General features: G+C 66.2%; 15 protein-coding genes. 12 read left to right on the top strand and 3 right to left on the bottom strand.

What is annotated here, in order from left to right; translation table 11 throughout:
* Genes atpB through glmS form a run of 10 tightly spaced genes read left to right on the top strand, consistent with a single transcriptional unit; the run spans window position 1 to window position 9,928 of the window.
* Window positions 1-834 (top strand): F0F1 ATP synthase subunit A, encoded by an 834-nt coding sequence (atpB, locus tag U743_RS13195; protein WP_043768894.1) that lies wholly within the window; start codon window positions 1-3, stop codon window positions 832-834.
* Window positions 835-892: 58 nt separating this feature from the next.
* The gene (atpE, locus tag U743_RS13190; RefSeq protein WP_043768892.1) at window positions 893-1,147 is read left to right on the top strand and encodes a F0F1 ATP synthase subunit C; all 255 of its coding nucleotides are present in this window, start codon (window positions 893-895) and stop codon (window positions 1,145-1,147) included.
* Between the two features lie 53 nt (window positions 1,148-1,200).
* On the top strand, window positions 1,201-1,671 hold the full coding sequence (locus U743_RS13185; RefSeq protein ID WP_084191542.1) for a F0F1 ATP synthase subunit B: 471 nt from the start codon (window positions 1,201-1,203) through the stop codon (window positions 1,669-1,671).
* 9 nt (window positions 1,672-1,680) lie between these two features.
* Window positions 1,681-2,214, top strand: a complete 534-nt coding sequence (locus U743_RS13180) for a F0F1 ATP synthase subunit delta (protein ID WP_043768889.1) — start codon at window positions 1,681-1,683, stop codon at window positions 2,212-2,214.
* Between the two features lie 28 nt (window positions 2,215-2,242).
* Window positions 2,243-3,793 (top strand): F0F1 ATP synthase subunit alpha, encoded by a 1,551-nt coding sequence (gene atpA, locus U743_RS13175; RefSeq protein WP_043768887.1) that lies wholly within the window; start codon window positions 2,243-2,245, stop codon window positions 3,791-3,793.
* Window positions 3,794-3,837: 44 nt separating this feature from the next.
* The gene (gene atpG / locus U743_RS13170; RefSeq protein ID WP_043768886.1) at window positions 3,838-4,710 is read left to right on the top strand and encodes a F0F1 ATP synthase subunit gamma; all 873 of its coding nucleotides are present in this window, start codon (window positions 3,838-3,840) and stop codon (window positions 4,708-4,710) included.
* Window positions 4,711-4,759: 49 nt separating this feature from the next.
* On the top strand, window positions 4,760-6,172 hold the full coding sequence (atpD, locus tag U743_RS13165) for a F0F1 ATP synthase subunit beta (RefSeq protein ID WP_043768884.1): 1,413 nt from the start codon (window positions 4,760-4,762) through the stop codon (window positions 6,170-6,172).
* Window positions 6,173-6,194: 22 nt separating this feature from the next.
* Window positions 6,195-6,611 (top strand): F0F1 ATP synthase subunit epsilon, encoded by a 417-nt coding sequence (locus U743_RS13160; RefSeq protein ID WP_043768882.1) that lies wholly within the window; start codon window positions 6,195-6,197, stop codon window positions 6,609-6,611.
* Window positions 6,612-6,654: 43 nt separating this feature from the next.
* Complete coding sequence (glmU, locus tag U743_RS13155) at window positions 6,655-8,052, top strand: bifunctional UDP-N-acetylglucosamine diphosphorylase/glucosamine-1-phosphate N-acetyltransferase GlmU (protein WP_043768881.1); 1,398 nt, start codon at window positions 6,655-6,657, stop codon at window positions 8,050-8,052.
* A gap of 49 nt (window positions 8,053-8,101) precedes the next feature.
* The gene (gene glmS, locus U743_RS13150; RefSeq protein WP_043768879.1) at window positions 8,102-9,928 is read left to right on the top strand and encodes a glutamine--fructose-6-phosphate transaminase (isomerizing); all 1,827 of its coding nucleotides are present in this window, start codon (window positions 8,102-8,104) and stop codon (window positions 9,926-9,928) included.
* Window positions 9,929-9,987: 59 nt separating this feature from the next.
* Here the strand turns inward: glmS and U743_RS13145 are convergent, their stop codons facing one another.
* Window positions 9,988-10,872, bottom strand: coding sequence for a sterol desaturase family protein (locus U743_RS13145; RefSeq protein ID WP_043768878.1), 885 nt, complete (start codon window positions 10,870-10,872; stop codon window positions 9,988-9,990).
* Window positions 10,873-11,048: 176 nt separating this feature from the next.
* Here U743_RS13145 and U743_RS13140 point away from each other — a divergent pair, with 176 nt between their 5' ends.
* Complete coding sequence (locus U743_RS13140; RefSeq protein WP_052368148.1) at window positions 11,049-11,870, top strand: thioesterase family protein; 822 nt, start codon at window positions 11,049-11,051, stop codon at window positions 11,868-11,870.
* Between the two features lie 7 nt (window positions 11,871-11,877).
* Here the strand turns inward: U743_RS13140 and U743_RS13135 are convergent, their stop codons facing one another.
* Window positions 11,878-12,273, bottom strand: coding sequence for a hypothetical protein (locus tag U743_RS13135; protein WP_043768876.1), 396 nt, complete (start codon window positions 12,271-12,273; stop codon window positions 11,878-11,880).
* Window positions 12,274-12,417: 144 nt separating this feature from the next.
* On the opposite strand from U743_RS13135, the gene U743_RS13130 reads away from it, so the two are divergent.
* Entirely contained in the window at window positions 12,418-13,215 is a 798-nt protein-coding gene (locus U743_RS13130) for an MmyB family transcriptional regulator (RefSeq protein WP_043772185.1), read from the top strand.
* On the opposite strand, the gene U743_RS13125 is transcribed toward U743_RS13130, so the two are convergent.
* Window positions 13,170-13,583, bottom strand: a complete 414-nt coding sequence (locus U743_RS13125) for a DUF6713 family protein (protein ID WP_052368145.1) — start codon at window positions 13,581-13,583, stop codon at window positions 13,170-13,172. The two genes, U743_RS13130 and U743_RS13125, sit on opposite strands and share 46 nt — an antisense overlap.
* Between the last annotated feature and the right edge of the window lie 64 nt (window positions 13,584-13,647).

The following is a 13,647-nucleotide window of genomic DNA, read 5'->3' as shown; positions in this document are numbered from 1 at the left end:
ATGGCAGCCCAGGCAGACGCGCCGACCTCCGAAAGCTACATCTCCCACCATCTGACGCACTGGACGGTGGGCGAGGGCTTCTGGACGCTCAACCTCGACACGATCCTCTTTTCGATCCTGCTCGGCGTGGGCTTCCTCTACTTTTTCCGCCGCGCGGCCCTCGCGGCGACGACCGACAAGCCCAGCGGCTTCCTCTCCTTTCTGGAACTGCTGGTCAACTTCGTCGACAACGCCGTGCGCGAGTCCTTCCCGGGCAAGTCGCAGCTGATCGCGCCACTGGCGCTGACCATCTTCGTCTGGGTGCTGCTGTGGAATATCATGGACATCATCCCGGTAGACCTGTTCCCGGCAATCTTCGCCGCCGGCGGCGTCGAGTACCTCAAGATCGTGCCCTCGGCCGACATGAGCGCGACCTTCGCGCTGTCGCTGAGCGTCTTCCTGCTGATCCTCTACTACAGCGTCGCCGGTAAGGGTTTCGGCGGCTTCATCAAGGAGATGCTGACCCATCCCTTCGGTGTATGGCTGCTGCCCTTCAACATCATTCTTAATGTGGTCGAGCTGCTCGCCAAGCCGCTGTCGCTGGCGCTGCGACTCTTCGGCAACCTCTATGCGGGCGAGCTGATCTTCATCCTCATCGCGCTGTTCACGCTGGGCAACTCGATGTCCGAGATGCTGACCAGCGTCGGTGGCTGGGCGTCGATCCTCGGCCACATGGCGCTGCAGTTCGCCTGGGCGGTTTTCCATATCCTGGTCATTCCGCTGCAGGCCTTCATCTTCATGACGCTGACGATCGTCTATCTCGGCATGGCTTACGAAAGCCACGACGAGCACTGACGGTCGGCCGGCACCCTTTCCCCTTCGTCCACTTCGACATCACACCCTGGAGATCACAATGGAACTCATCATCGGCAACACCGCGCTCGCCATCGGCCTGATCTTCGGCCTGGCCGCGCTTGGCACCGGCATCGGCTTCGGCCTGCTCGGCGGCAAGTTCCTCGAGGGTGCGGCGCGTCAGCCCGAGATGGCCGGCATGCTGCAGACCCGCATGTTCATCATCGCCGGCCTGCTCGACGCGGTTGCGATCATCGGCGTCGCCATGGCGCTGCTCATGCTCTTCGCGAATCCGCTGCTCGGCCAGATGGGCTAAGCGCTATCCGCGTGCGAGCTGTAATCCGATCCAGCAACACGGAGGCTTAGGCCGTGGGAGTTAATGCGACGCTGATTGTCCAGATGATCACCTTTGCGGTGTTCGTCTGGTTCACACTCAAGTTCGTGTGGCCGCCGATCCATAAGGCCATGAGCGAGCGCGAGGCGCGTATCGCCGACGGTCTGGCTGCCGCTGACAAGGGACAGAAGGCTCTCGCCGAGGCGCAGACCAAGCGCGACGAGGAGCTGGCACAGGCCCGTGCGCAGGCGCAGGAGATTCTGTCCGCCGCCAACCGTCAGGCGAGCCAGATCGTCGAGGACGCGCAGTCCAAGGCGCGCACCGAAGCCGAGCGCATCCGCAAGTCGGCCGAGGAAGAGGCCGAGCGCGAGGCGGAAAAGGCCCGTGAGGCGCTGCGCAAGCGCGTCGGCGAGCTTGCCGTGCTGGGCGCGGCGCGCGTGGTCAAGCGTGAGATCGACGCTTCCAAGCACGCCGAAGTGCTCGACGAAGTCGCCGGTCAGCTCTAGGGCCCTGCCATGAGCGACTCCGCCACTTCCGCCCGCCCCTACGCCCGCGCCGTCTTCGAACTGGCGCGCGATGCCGGCACGCTGGCCGCTTGGCGCGAGCGCCTGCAAGCGCTCGCGACGCTGGCCGGCATGGCCGATGCGCGCGCACTTTTTGGCATGCCGGGCGTGGCACGACAGCAGCTCACCGATGTCGTTAGCGAAGCCGCCGGCATTGATGACGGCGCCGGCCGCAACTTCGTGCGCCTGCTCGCCGTCAACCGCCGCCTGGGGCTATTGCCCGCCATCTTCGAAGCTTTCGAGGCGCTGCGTCGCGAGCACGAGGGCACGGCCGAAGTCACCGTGACCACGGCCACCGAAGTGGACGAGTCGCAGCGCGCCAAGCTGGTCGAAGCCATCGAGCGCCACCTGAGCCTCCGCGCCGACGTCCGCTGGGATGTCGACGCCGAGCTGCTCGCCGGCGCCCGCATCCGTGCCGGCGACCAGGTCATCGACGCGACCGCCAGCAGCCAGCTGGATCAGCTGCGTCACGCGCTGACCGCCTAAACCGCATTTATCCGAGGATTCCCAAACCATGCAACTCAATCCATCCGAGATCAGTGACCTGATCAAGGCGCGCATCGAGAACTTCGAAGCCTCGGCGGAAGCGCGCAACACCGGCACGATCGTCTCGCTGCAGGACGGCATCGTCCGCATCCACGGCCTCTCCGAAGCCGTGCTCGGCGAGATGCTCGAGTTCCCGGGTGTCGACGGCGAGGCCACCTACGGGCTGGCGCTGAACCTGGAGCGCGATTCGGTGGGCGCCGTGGTGCTCGGCGACTACAAGCACCTCTCGGAAGGCGACACCGTCAAGTCGACGCAGCGCATTCTCGAGGTGCCGGTGGGCGAATCGCTGCTCGGCCGCGTCGTCGACGCGCTGGGTCGTCCGATCGACGGCAAGGGCGCCATCGACGCCACCGAGACGGCGCCGGTCGAGAAGGTCGCCCCGGGCGTGATCTGGCGCCAGAGCGTCGATCAGCCGGTGCAGACCGGCTACAAGGCGGTCGACTCGATGGTCCCCGTCGGTCGTGGCCAGCGCGAGCTGATCATCGGCGACCGCCAGACCGGCAAGACCGCGATGGCGATCGACACGATCATCAACCAGAAAGACTCCGGCGTTAAGTGCATCTACGTCGCCATCGGGCAGAAGAACAGCTCGATCGCCAACGTCGTGCGCAAGCTGGAAGAGCACGGTGCGATGGACCACACCATCGTGGTCGCCGCCGCCGCCGCCGAGTCGCCCGCGCTGCAGTTCATCGCGCCCTACGCCGGCTGCTCGATGGGCGAGTACTTCATGGATCACGGCCAGGACGCGCTGATCATCTATGACGACCTCTCCAAGCAGGCCGTCGCCTACCGTCAGGTGTCGCTGCTGCTGCGCCGCCCGCCGGGCCGCGAAGCCTTCCCGGGCGACGTCTTCTATCTCCATTCCCGTTTGCTGGAGCGCGCCGCGCGCGTGTCGGCGGACTACGTCGAGAAGATCTCCGACGGCAAGATCACCGGCAAGACCGGCTCGCTGACGGCACTGCCGATCATCGAAACCCAAGCGGGCGACGTCTCCGCCTTCGTGCCGACCAACGTGATCTCCATCACCGACGGCCAGATCTTCCTCGAGACCGACCTCTTCAACGCCGGCATCCGTCCGGCCATGAACGCCGGCATCTCGGTGTCGCGCGTCGGTGGCTCGGCGCAGACCAAGGTCATCAAGAAGCTCGGCGGCGGTGTCCGCCTGGCGCTGGCGCAGTACCGCGAGCTCGCGGCCTTCGCCCAGTTCGCCTCGGACCTCGATCCGGCGACGCGTGCCCAGCTCGATCGCGGTCAGCGCGTCACCGAGCTGATGAAGCAGAAGGAATACTCGCCGCTGTCGGTGGGCCTAATGGCCAGCTCGCTCTTCGCCGTCGAAGAGGGCTATCTCGACAAGGTCGACGTCGAGAAGATCCTGGCCTGGGAAGCCGGTCTGCATCAGTTCCTCAGCAACAGCCACAGCGATCTCATCGCCAAGCTCAACGAGGGCGACTGGAACGACGAGCTGAAGTCGGAGCTCACCAAGGCCATGGACGCCTACGTCCAGCAGGCCTCGGTCTGAGCCATTCTCCGATGAAGCTCCCCCTTCCCATGGAGGCCCGCTAAGTGTCCGCAGCCAAGGAAATCCGCGGCAAGATCAAGAGCGTCCAGAACACGCAGAAGATCACGCGTGCGATGGAAAAAGTCGCCATGTCGAAGATGCGCAAGGCGCAGGAGCGCATGGCGCAGGCGCGGCCCTACGCGCAGAAGATGATGGAGACGATGCAGCGCGTGGCGGCGGTCTCCTCCGACTACACGCATCCGCTGATGGCGGAGCGCGACGTCAAGCGCGTGACCTATCTGCTGATCACCTCCGACCGCGGCCTCTGTGGCGGTCTGAACGTCAACATCTTCCGCCGCGTGCTGGGCGAGATGAAGGAGCATCGAGACAACGGCGTCGAGGTGAACTTCGCGCTGATCGGCAGCAAGGGCGTCGGCTACTTCCGTCGCATCGGCGGCAAGGTGCTGGCCTCGACCAGCGGCCTGGGCGACAAGCCCACTGTCGCGGAGATGCTCGGCGTCATCAACGCGGTCACCGAGGCTTACGAAGCCGGCGAGACCGATCGCGTGTATCTGGTGTCCTCGGAGTTCGTCAACACGATGACCCAGAAGCCGACGCGCGTGCAGCTGCTGCCGGCCAAGGCGCCGGAAGAAGCGGAGACCACCGAGGGCGGTTACGGCTGGGATTATCTCTACGAGCCGAGTGCCCCCGAGCTGCTGGACACGGTCGTGCAGCGCTACGTCGAGTCCATCGTTTACGAGGCGGTCATCGAGAACGTGGCCAGCGAGCAGTCGGCACGCATGGTGGCGATGAAGGCGGCGACGGATAACGCCGGCAAGATCATCGACGACCTGCAGCTCGCCTACAACAAGGCGCGTCAGGCCAACATCACCAAGGAGCTGGCCGAAATCGTCGGCGGCGCCGCGGCGATCGAATAGTCGATCCCGCCCACCCAAACGCAACAGTCAAGCTACAGGACGAATCAAGATGAGCTCTGGAAAGGTCGTACAGGTCATCGGCGCGGTCATCGACGTAGAGTTTCCGCGCGACGCCATCCCGAATATCTTCGACGCACTGCTGGTCGATGAGGCGGGTCTGACGCTGGAAGTCCAGCAGCAGCTCGGCGACGGCATCGTGCGCTGCATCGCCATGGGCGTCAGCGAGGGCATCAAGCGCGGGCTCTCCGTCTCGAACAGCGGCAAGGGCATTTCGGTGCCGGTCGGCAAGAAGACGCTTGGCCGCATCATGAACGTGCTCGGCGAGCCGCAGGACGAGCTGGGCGAGGTCGCCTCGGAGGACCGCTGGGAGATCCATCGCGCGCCGCCGAGCTACGAGGACCAGTCCGGCGCCACCGAGCTGCTGGAAACGGGCATCAAGGTCATCGACCTGCTCTGCCCCTTTGCCAAGGGCGGCAAGGTCGGCCTCTTCGGCGGTGCCGGTGTCGGCAAGACCGTCAACATGCTCGAGCTCATCAACAACATCGCCAAGGCACATTCCGGTCTGTCGGTCTTTGCCGGCGTCGGTGAGCGTACGCGTGAGGGCAACGACTTCTATCACGAGATGTCGGAAGCCGGCGTCATCAAGCTCGACAACATGGAAGAGTCGAAGGTGGCGATGGTCTACGGCCAGATGAACGAGCCGCCGGGCAACCGCCTGCGCGTGGCGCTCACCGGCCTGACCATGGCCGAGTACTTCCGCGACGAAGGCCGCGACGTGCTGTTCTTCGTCGACAACATCTATCGCTACACGCTGGCCGGCACTGAGGTCTCCGCGCTGCTCGGCCGCATGCCGTCGGCGGTGGGCTACCAGCCGACGCTGGCCGAGGAAATGGGCCTGCTGCAGGAGCGCATTACCTCCACCAAGACCGGCTCGATCACCTCGATCCAGGCCGTATACGTGCCGGCCGACGACCTCACCGACCCGTCGCCCGCGACCACTTTTGCGCACCTCGACGCCACCGTCGTGCTGTCGCGCGATATCGCGAGCCTTGGCATCTACCCGGCCGTGGATCCACTGGACTCGACCTCGCGCCAGCTCGACCCGAACGTCATCGGCGAGGAGCACTACCAGTGCACCCGCGACGTGCAGGGTGTGCTGCAGCGCTACAAGGAGCTCAAGGACATCATCGCCATTCTGGGCATGGACGAGCTCTCCGAGGACGACAAGCTGGCCGTGTCGCGGGCGCGCAAGATCCAGCGCTTCCTGTCGCAGCCCTTCCACGTCGCCGAGGTCTTCACCGGTTCGCCGGGCGTCTACGTCTCGCTGGCCGAGACGATTCGCGCCTTCCGTGGCATCGTCGATGGCGAGTACGATCATCTTCCCGAGCAGGCCTTCTACATGGTCGGCACCATCGACGAAGCCATCGAGAAGGCCAAGAAGCTCGAAGCCAAGGCCGCCTGAGGCCCCCGGAGAACGCTAGCTCATGGCAGAGATTCAGCTCGACATCGTCGCCACCGAAGGCGAGATCCACTCCGGCAAGGCCGTGATGGTGGTAGTGCCGGCGGCGCAGGGCGAGGTCGGCATCGCGCCGCGCCACGCGCCGCTGCTGACCGCGATCAAGCCCGGCGAGATGCGTGTGGAAACGCCCGAAGGCGAGCATCTGCGCTTCTTCGTGGGCGGCGGCGTACTGGAGGTCCAGCCCGATCGCGTCACCGTGCTTGCCGACACCGCTCTGCGCGGCGAGGATGCCGACGAGGCAGCGGCCGCTGAAGCCAAGAAGGCGGCTGAGAAGGCGATGGAGGGGGCTTCCGAGGAATCGGATCTCGCCCGCGCTCAGGCCGAACTGGTCGAGGCTACTGCGCGTCTGGAGTTCGTGCGCAAGCTGAAGGAAGGCCACTAGCGCCACGCGCGCCGGCGCGCCCGCTCGTCGTAAGATCTGTCGCATGAGCCGCGCGCTGCACATCGTCGTTCTGGCTGCCGGGCAGGGCACGCGCATGAAGAGTGCGCTGCCCAAGGTGCTGCATCCCGTTGGTGGCCGTCCCATGCTGGAGCGTGTGCTCGACACCGCCGAGGCCTTGGGCGCCGTGGAGTGCCACGTCGTGCATGGCCACGGCGGTGAGCGCGTCCGGCAGGCCACCGCCGAGCGCGAGCGGCTGCCGCTGCGCTGGGTCGAGCAGACCGAGCAGCTCGGTACCGCACACGCTGTCATGCAGGCCATGCCGGCCATTCCCGATGACGCACAGGTACTTGTTATGTACGGCGACGTGCCGCTGGTCAGCGCCGCCACGCTCGGCGCGTTGCTGGAGGCGGCCGGCGAGCACGGTGCGCTGCTGGGTACGCGCCTGGTCGATCCCAGCGGATATGGACGATTGCTGCGCGACGCGGCAGGCAGGCTGGCCGCCATCGTCGAGGACAAGGAAGCCACCCCCGAGCAACGCGCCATTGACGAAATCAATACCGGTTTCGTCTGTGCGCCGGCGGATGATCTTCGTGCCTGGCTGGCACGGGTCGATAACGCCAACGCCAAGGGTGAGTACTACCTCACCGATATCGTCGCCATGGCCGCGGAAGCCGGGCAGCCGCTGGCCGTGGTGACGGCCGGCGAGGCTGCCGAAGTCGAGGGCGTCAACGACCGCGTCCAGCTTTCCCGCGCCGAGCGTGTCTTCCAGAAGCGCGCCGCCGAAAGCCTGATGCACGCCGGCGCCACGCTGGAGGACCCGGCGCGTTTCGATCTGCGCGGCAGCCTGGAAGTTGGCAGCGATGTCGTCATTGCGCCGGATGTCATCGTCGAGGGCCGGGTGCGGCTCGGTGACGGCGTGCGCATCGGCCCCTTCTGTCGGATCAAGGACAGCGAGATTGCTGCGGGCGCGCGCGTCGAGCCGCATTGCGACATCGAGGGCGCAGTCATCGGCGAGGGTGCCGTCGTCGGACCCTACGCGCGGCTGCGCAACGGCACCGAGCTGGGCGCCGGCAGCCGCGTCGGCAACTTTGTCGAGATCAAGCAGGCGCAGCTCGGCCCCGGCGCCAAGGCCAACCACCTGAGCTATCTCGGCGACGCCACGGTGGGCGCCGGCGCCAACATCGGCGCCGGCACGATCACCTGCAACTACGACGGCGCCAACAAGCACCGAACCGAGATCGGCGCCGATGCCTTCATCGGCAGCAACAGCGCGCTGGTTGCACCCGTGCGCGTCGGCGATCGCGCCACCATTGCCGCCGGCTCGGTACTGACGCGCGATGCGCCGGACGACGCCCTGACCGTGGCACGATCGCGCGAGCAGAAGTCCATCGTCGGCTGGAAGCGCCCCACCAAGGGCGACGCCGGCAAGCAGCGGAAGTAGGCCAGCGGCGCGCTGCCGGCGCGCCCGGTGCACTCAAGGAGACGCTCAGATGTGCGGCATTGTCGGCGCCACGGCGCAGCGGGATATCCGGGAAGTGCTTATCGAGGGGCTGCGACGGCTGGAGTATCGCGGCTATGATTCGGCCGGTTTCGCGGTCGTCGACGCGGAACATCAGCTGCGGCTAGTGCGCGCACAGGGCAAGGTCGAGGCGCTGGTGCAGGCCGCGCAGAGTGCCGGCCATGACGGCCGCTGCGGCATTGCGCATACGCGTTGGGCCACCCACGGTGCGCCGGCCGAGCACAACGCGCATCCGCATGTCTCCGGCGATGTGGCAGTGGTGCATAACGGCATCATCGAGAATCACGCCGCGCTGAAGCAGGAACTAGTCGCCGCAGGCTACGCCTTTCTCAGCGACACGGACACCGAGGTCGTTGCGCATCTGTTGCACCGCGAACTGGCTGGCGCCGACGATTTGCTCGGCGCGCTGCAAGCCGCAGTCGCACAGCTGACTGGCGCCTTCGCGCTGGCCGTCTGCAGCGCGCGCGCGCCGGACCGGCTCGTGATCGCGCGCAAAGGCTCGCCGTTGGCCATCGGCGTCGGCATCGGTGAGCATTTCTGCGCCTCCGACGCGCTGGCACTGCTGCCGGTAACCAACCGCTTCGTCTACCTCGAGGAAGGCGATATCGCCGAGCTGTCGCCGCAGGGCTACCGCGTGCTGCACGACGGACAGGACGTCGTGCGACCCGTGCATCAGTCGACGCAATCGGCCGCGGCGGTGGAGAAGGGCGAGTATCGCCACTTCATGCTCAAGGAAATCCACGAGCAACCCACCGCCATCGCACACACTCTGGAAGGCCGCATCGGCGACGGCCGCGTGCTCGACGCCATCCTGGGTCCGGATACCGGTCGCATTCTCGACAGCGTGCAGCGCGTGCACATCGTCGCCTGCGGCACCTCGGCCCACGCCGGCCAGGTCGCTGCCTACTGGTTCGAGCAGATCGCACGCGTGCCCTGCCGCGTCGAGCTGGCCAGCGAGTTCCGTTACCGCGAGCCGCTGATCGAGCCCGGCACGCTCTTCATCACCATCTCGCAGTCCGGCGAGACGGCCGATACGCTGGAAGCGCTGCGCCACGCGCGCGACTTTGAGCTGGCCGGCGCGCTGGCCATCTGCAATGCGCCGGAATCCAGCCTGGTGCGCGAGTCCGACCTGGTGCTGATGACCCACGCCGGCCCCGAGCGCAGCGTCGCCTCGACCAAGGCCTTCACCACCCAGCTCACCGCGCTGGCGCTGGTCATGCTGCTGATGGCGCGTCGCCGCGGTATGGATGCTGCTACGGAAGCCGATCTGGTCGCGCAGCTCGAAGCTACGCCGCGCGCGGTCGAGGAGGTGCTGGAAAACGACGAGGCCATCCGGCAGCTTGCCGAGCGACTGGTGGACAAGCATCACGCACTCTTCCTGGGCCGCAACACGCTGTTTCCCGTGGCCCTCGAGGGCGCGCTCAAGCTCAAGGAAATCTCCTACATCCACGCCGAGGCCTACGCTGCAGGGGAGCTCAAGCACGGGCCGCTGGCGCTGGTCGACGAGGAAATGCCTGTCATTGCGGTCGCGCCCGACACCGGCCTGCTGGAGAAGCTGCGCTCGAATCTGCAGGAAGTCCGCGCTCGCGGCGGGCGTCTCATCGTCTTCGCTGACGCCGCCGGCGGTTTCGAGCGCGACGCCTATACCGAGATGATGGCCATGCCCGTGGCTGGCAGCCTGAATCATCCGCTGATCTACACCATCCCCCTGCAGCTGCTTGCGTATCACGTCGCGGTGCTCAAGGGCACCGACGTCGATCAGCCACGCAATCTGGCCAAGTCGGTGACGGTCGAATAGCGGACGGCTTCGCGCATCACGCCAACGACCACGATCGGTTGCGGCCGTGGTGCCATCGTTCAGCGGTCGCGCTTTTCAGCATCATCCGATGCATCGCGTTCCGCCTCCCGGTCCTCCGCGCGGAGGTTGATCGGGTAGCTATCGGCCGGCCCCACGAAGGGCTGGATCAGCATGCGATCCAGCCGCTCCCAGCGCGGGCTCCGGAACAGGTTGAGGCCGATGGTCATATTGTCGTGACCATCGCGCGGCTGGTCTTGATAGGAGCCGAGCAGTCGATCCCACCAGGAGAGGTTGAAGCCGAAGTTGGAGTTTGTTTCGTTCGGGTGCCAGGAGTGGTGCACGCGGTGGAAATCGGGGGTGACGATGAAAAGCCGCAGTATTCGGTCGATGGGCTTCGGCAGGCTCACGTTGGAATGATTGAACAGGGCGGTCGAGCTCAGGACGATCTCGAAGAGCAGCACGGCGACGGCCGGCGCGCCGATCATCACGATGCCGCCCGCCTTGATGCCGAAGGAGAGCAGGATCTCCAGCGGATGGAAGCGCAGGCCCGTGGTCAGGTCGAAGTCGAGATCGGCGTGGTGCATGCGATGCAGGCGCCACAGCGCAGGCACGGCGTGGAACATGACGTGCTGTGCCCAGACCAGTAAATCCAGGAAGACGATCGACAGGATCACGATCATCCAGGCAGGCAGGTCCACCACCTGCAGCGGTCCCCAGGATCGGCTCTCGACGAGAAGGCCGATTCCCACCAGTCCGGCCGGGAAGAGCAGCCGCGTCAGCAGCGTATCGACAACGACGATGCCCCAGTTGTTCGCCCAGCGGTATGCCTTGCCGACCTGGAGCTTTCGGCGTGGACGCAGGATCTCCCAGGCAGCCATCGGCGCAAGCACGCCGAGCAGCACGCCCAGCCGGACCAAAGGCTCCAGCTCCAGTAACCATTCCACCCTGGTGAATCTCCCGGTCGCTGTGGATAACTAGATCAGACAATACGATCGTAGCGCGTCCTGGCCGAGCCACGACCTAGCGCGGGAGTCGGGTTGCGGCTGTCGAAATGCGTAAACTTTGCGCGGACGTGGGTGCCGCCGGTATTGCACGCCATGCACTCGACAAGGGATCGCTAATGGAAGAAAGCAAGAAGGCGGGAGGTTCGGTCCGCCAGAAAGTCAGTGCGCTGCTGGGCACTTGCCGACGCCACGACGACGGCAGCCTGACCGCCGAGGTCAGTGAAGACTGGCTGCAGGGCCGCAGCGCCTACGGCGGCATTCAGGCCGCACTGGCCGTCGAAGCGATGCTGCCGCACAGCGACGGGTTGCCCATGCGTACCCTGCAGGCCACCCTGTGCTCGCCGGTGCCGGCCGGCACGATGCGTATCGAGGCACGGCTGCTGCGCGCCGGCGGCAATACCCGGCAGGTCGAGGCGCGCATCACCGACGGCGAGGCGGTGCTGGCGCTCTTCGTCGGTATTTTCGGGCGCGCGCGGGAGTCCGAGGTTGCGCACGATTTCGTTCAGCCGGATATCGACAGTGGCGCAGGTCACGCGATGCCCTTTCTCGAGGGCATGCCAGCCTTCCTGAAGCAGTTCTCCGCCCGCATCCTCAAGGGGCACTTCCCAGGCTCCGGCACGCCGGATACCGAGCACGTCTATCGCATCAGTCTGCACGACGACGCCGAGCGCACCGGCCTGCCACAGTTGCTGGCGATGACCGACTTCCCGCCGCCGGTGGGGCTGAGCTGGCTGAAGCGCTTCACGCCTGGCAGCACGATGACCTGGATGCTCAATTTCACCGGGCACCGTTTTGATGATCAGCCGCTTGCCGACTGGGTCATTGACGTCAAGCTCGACGCCGCCCACGACGGGTATACCCAGCAGACCGTGACGCTTTTCGCTCCGGATGGCTACGCGGTGGCCCGCGGCACGCAGTGCATGGTGATCTTCGGCTAGCGTCTCCTTATGCTCTGTCGGTCGAGTTCTGCAGGTAGAGCATTCTCGCGGCCATCGCGAGCAGGCCGACGCTGCCCGTGCCGACGATGAGAGCGAGCCAGGGCAGGGGGCGCATGCCCAGGGCGCGGGCGCGCGGCACGATCAGCGCCCAGGCCGTGCCGATGGCCAGCAGCAGGTCGAACCAGATCTGATTGGCCCACAGATCCCTGGAATGGGCCTCCCACAGCGCGACGGGGCCTTCGCTGGCGACGGTGATCAGGGAGAAGCCGAGCAGCGCTGCAGACAGCGCTGCCGGCAGCAGCCAGATTCGTTGCGCGCTTTCACAGTCGCGCAGTGCAATTGTGATGGCGGCGATGGCGAAGAGCAGGGCAGCAAGGACGGCGAGCAGCTCGGTGGGCATCATGGGGTGTCCTGGTTCGGGGTTGACGAATTCGATTAGGCGGATGGCACACGCCCCCCGCAATGACCTCCGAGGTCATCGGAGCCACGGGCGCGTCGTGCCACACTGCATGCCATGGAAGCTGTTTCCGACCATCCGCCCTTCGGCATGCTGTTGCGCCGTGCCCGCGCGATGCGCCGGCTGTCGCAGCTCGATCTCGCGCTGCAGGCCGAGGTCTCGCAGCGGCATCTGAGCTGTCTGGAGTCCGGCCGCTCGCGGCCCAGCCGCGAAATGGTCCTGCAGCTCGCCGTGGCGCTGGATCTGAGCATGCGCGAGCGCAATCGCCTGCTGCATGCGGCCGGCTTCGTGGGCGAGTACGCACAGCGCAGCATCGAGGCCGCCGACATGCGGCCGGTGCGCGAGGCGCTGCAGCACATGCTGCGCCAGCAGGAACCCTATCCCGGTGTCGTCGTCGATCGCGCCTGGAATCTGCTGGAGGCCAACCGTGCCATGCAGGCGCTGCTGGGACTGGCCGGCGATGTCGATGCCATGTGGCAGCGCGTCTGCGGCGACGGCCCACGCAACATCCTGCAGCTGACGCTGCATCCGGAGGGGCTGGCCTCGATGATCGTCAATCTCGACGATCTGGCGCCGCTGGTGCTGGCGCGCACCGCGCGCGAGGCGCTGGAGTATCCCGAAGTCCAGCCCGTGCTCGACGCCGTGCTGGCCTATCCCGAGCTGCCGCGAGCCTATCGCCGCATCGATCTGCAGGACGCGCGCCTGCCGGTGGTGCCCACGCATCTGCGATTGGGCGGAACCGATCTGCGCCTGTTCACGATGCTGGCGAGCTTCGGCACGCCCCTGGATGTGACGACCGACGAACTGCGGCTGGAGCTCTTCTTCCCGGCCGACGCCGAAAGTCAGGCCCTGCTGGAAGGTCTCGCTGCCAGCACCGCCGCCAGATAGAGCGCGCCGAAGATCGCGGCGCCACCGACCAGGCCGTGCGATAGCCAGCCCGTGAAGTGATAGTGCGGGTCCTCGTGAAAGGCCCAATGCAGCCCGGCGTGGATGACCATGAAGGCAGCCAGGCCGAAGCGGGTGTTGCGGCGCACGGCTGACGAGCGATGCGCCAGCGCCCAGAGCATCACCGCGAACAGCGGTACGTGGGCCAGCACGAAGACGGGATAGCCGTTCGCGTCATCCAGCCAACGCAGCAGTGGCAGCACCTGCCATTCGGCGTGCTTCACCGCGTCGAGCTCGTGGCTGAGCAGCAGCGCGAGGCCGATGGCAAAGAGGGGCTCGCGCGTGCGCGTTGCGGCGACATTCAGGGTCATATTCGTTTCCGGATGGCTGGCTGACCCCAGTCTTCGGCGTGCCGCCCGTCACGACAATGACCTC

The sequence above is a fragment of the Algiphilus aromaticivorans DG1253 genome (assembly GCF_000733765.1).
Taxonomy (GTDB): Bacteria; Pseudomonadota; Gammaproteobacteria; order Nevskiales; family Nevskiaceae; genus Algiphilus; species Algiphilus aromaticivorans.
The sequence above is the reverse complement of the archived record's forward strand: the minus strand, read 5'-3'. Positions and strand labels throughout refer to the sequence as shown.

Coding starts and splice junctions, on each gene's coding strand:
- atpA (WP_043768887.1), top strand. CDS start 2,243: ATGCAACTCAATCCATCCGAGATCAGTGACCTGATCAAGGCGCGCATC.
- atpE (WP_043768892.1), top strand. CDS start 893: ATGGAACTCATCATCGGCAACACCGCGCTCGCCATCGGCCTGATCTTC.
- atpB (WP_043768894.1), top strand. CDS start 1: ATGGCAGCCCAGGCAGACGCGCCGACCTCCGAAAGCTACATCTCCCAC.
- U743_RS13160 (WP_043768882.1), top strand. CDS start 6,195: ATGGCAGAGATTCAGCTCGACATCGTCGCCACCGAAGGCGAGATCCAC.
- U743_RS13180 (WP_043768889.1), top strand. CDS start 1,681: ATGAGCGACTCCGCCACTTCCGCCCGCCCCTACGCCCGCGCCGTCTTC.
- U743_RS13140 (WP_052368148.1), top strand. CDS start 11,049: ATGGAAGAAAGCAAGAAGGCGGGAGGTTCGGTCCGCCAGAAAGTCAGT.
- glmS (WP_043768879.1), top strand. CDS start 8,102: ATGTGCGGCATTGTCGGCGCCACGGCGCAGCGGGATATCCGGGAAGTG.
- U743_RS13135 (WP_043768876.1), bottom strand. CDS start 12,273: ATGATGCCCACCGAGCTGCTCGCCGTCCTTGCTGCCCTGCTCTTCGCC.
- U743_RS13130 (WP_043772185.1), top strand. CDS start 12,418: ATGCTGTTGCGCCGTGCCCGCGCGATGCGCCGGCTGTCGCAGCTCGAT.
- glmU (WP_043768881.1), top strand. CDS start 6,655: ATGAGCCGCGCGCTGCACATCGTCGTTCTGGCTGCCGGGCAGGGCACG.
- atpD (WP_043768884.1), top strand. CDS start 4,760: ATGAGCTCTGGAAAGGTCGTACAGGTCATCGGCGCGGTCATCGACGTA.
- U743_RS13125 (WP_052368145.1), bottom strand. CDS start 13,583: ATGACCCTGAATGTCGCCGCAACGCGCACGCGCGAGCCCCTCTTTGCC.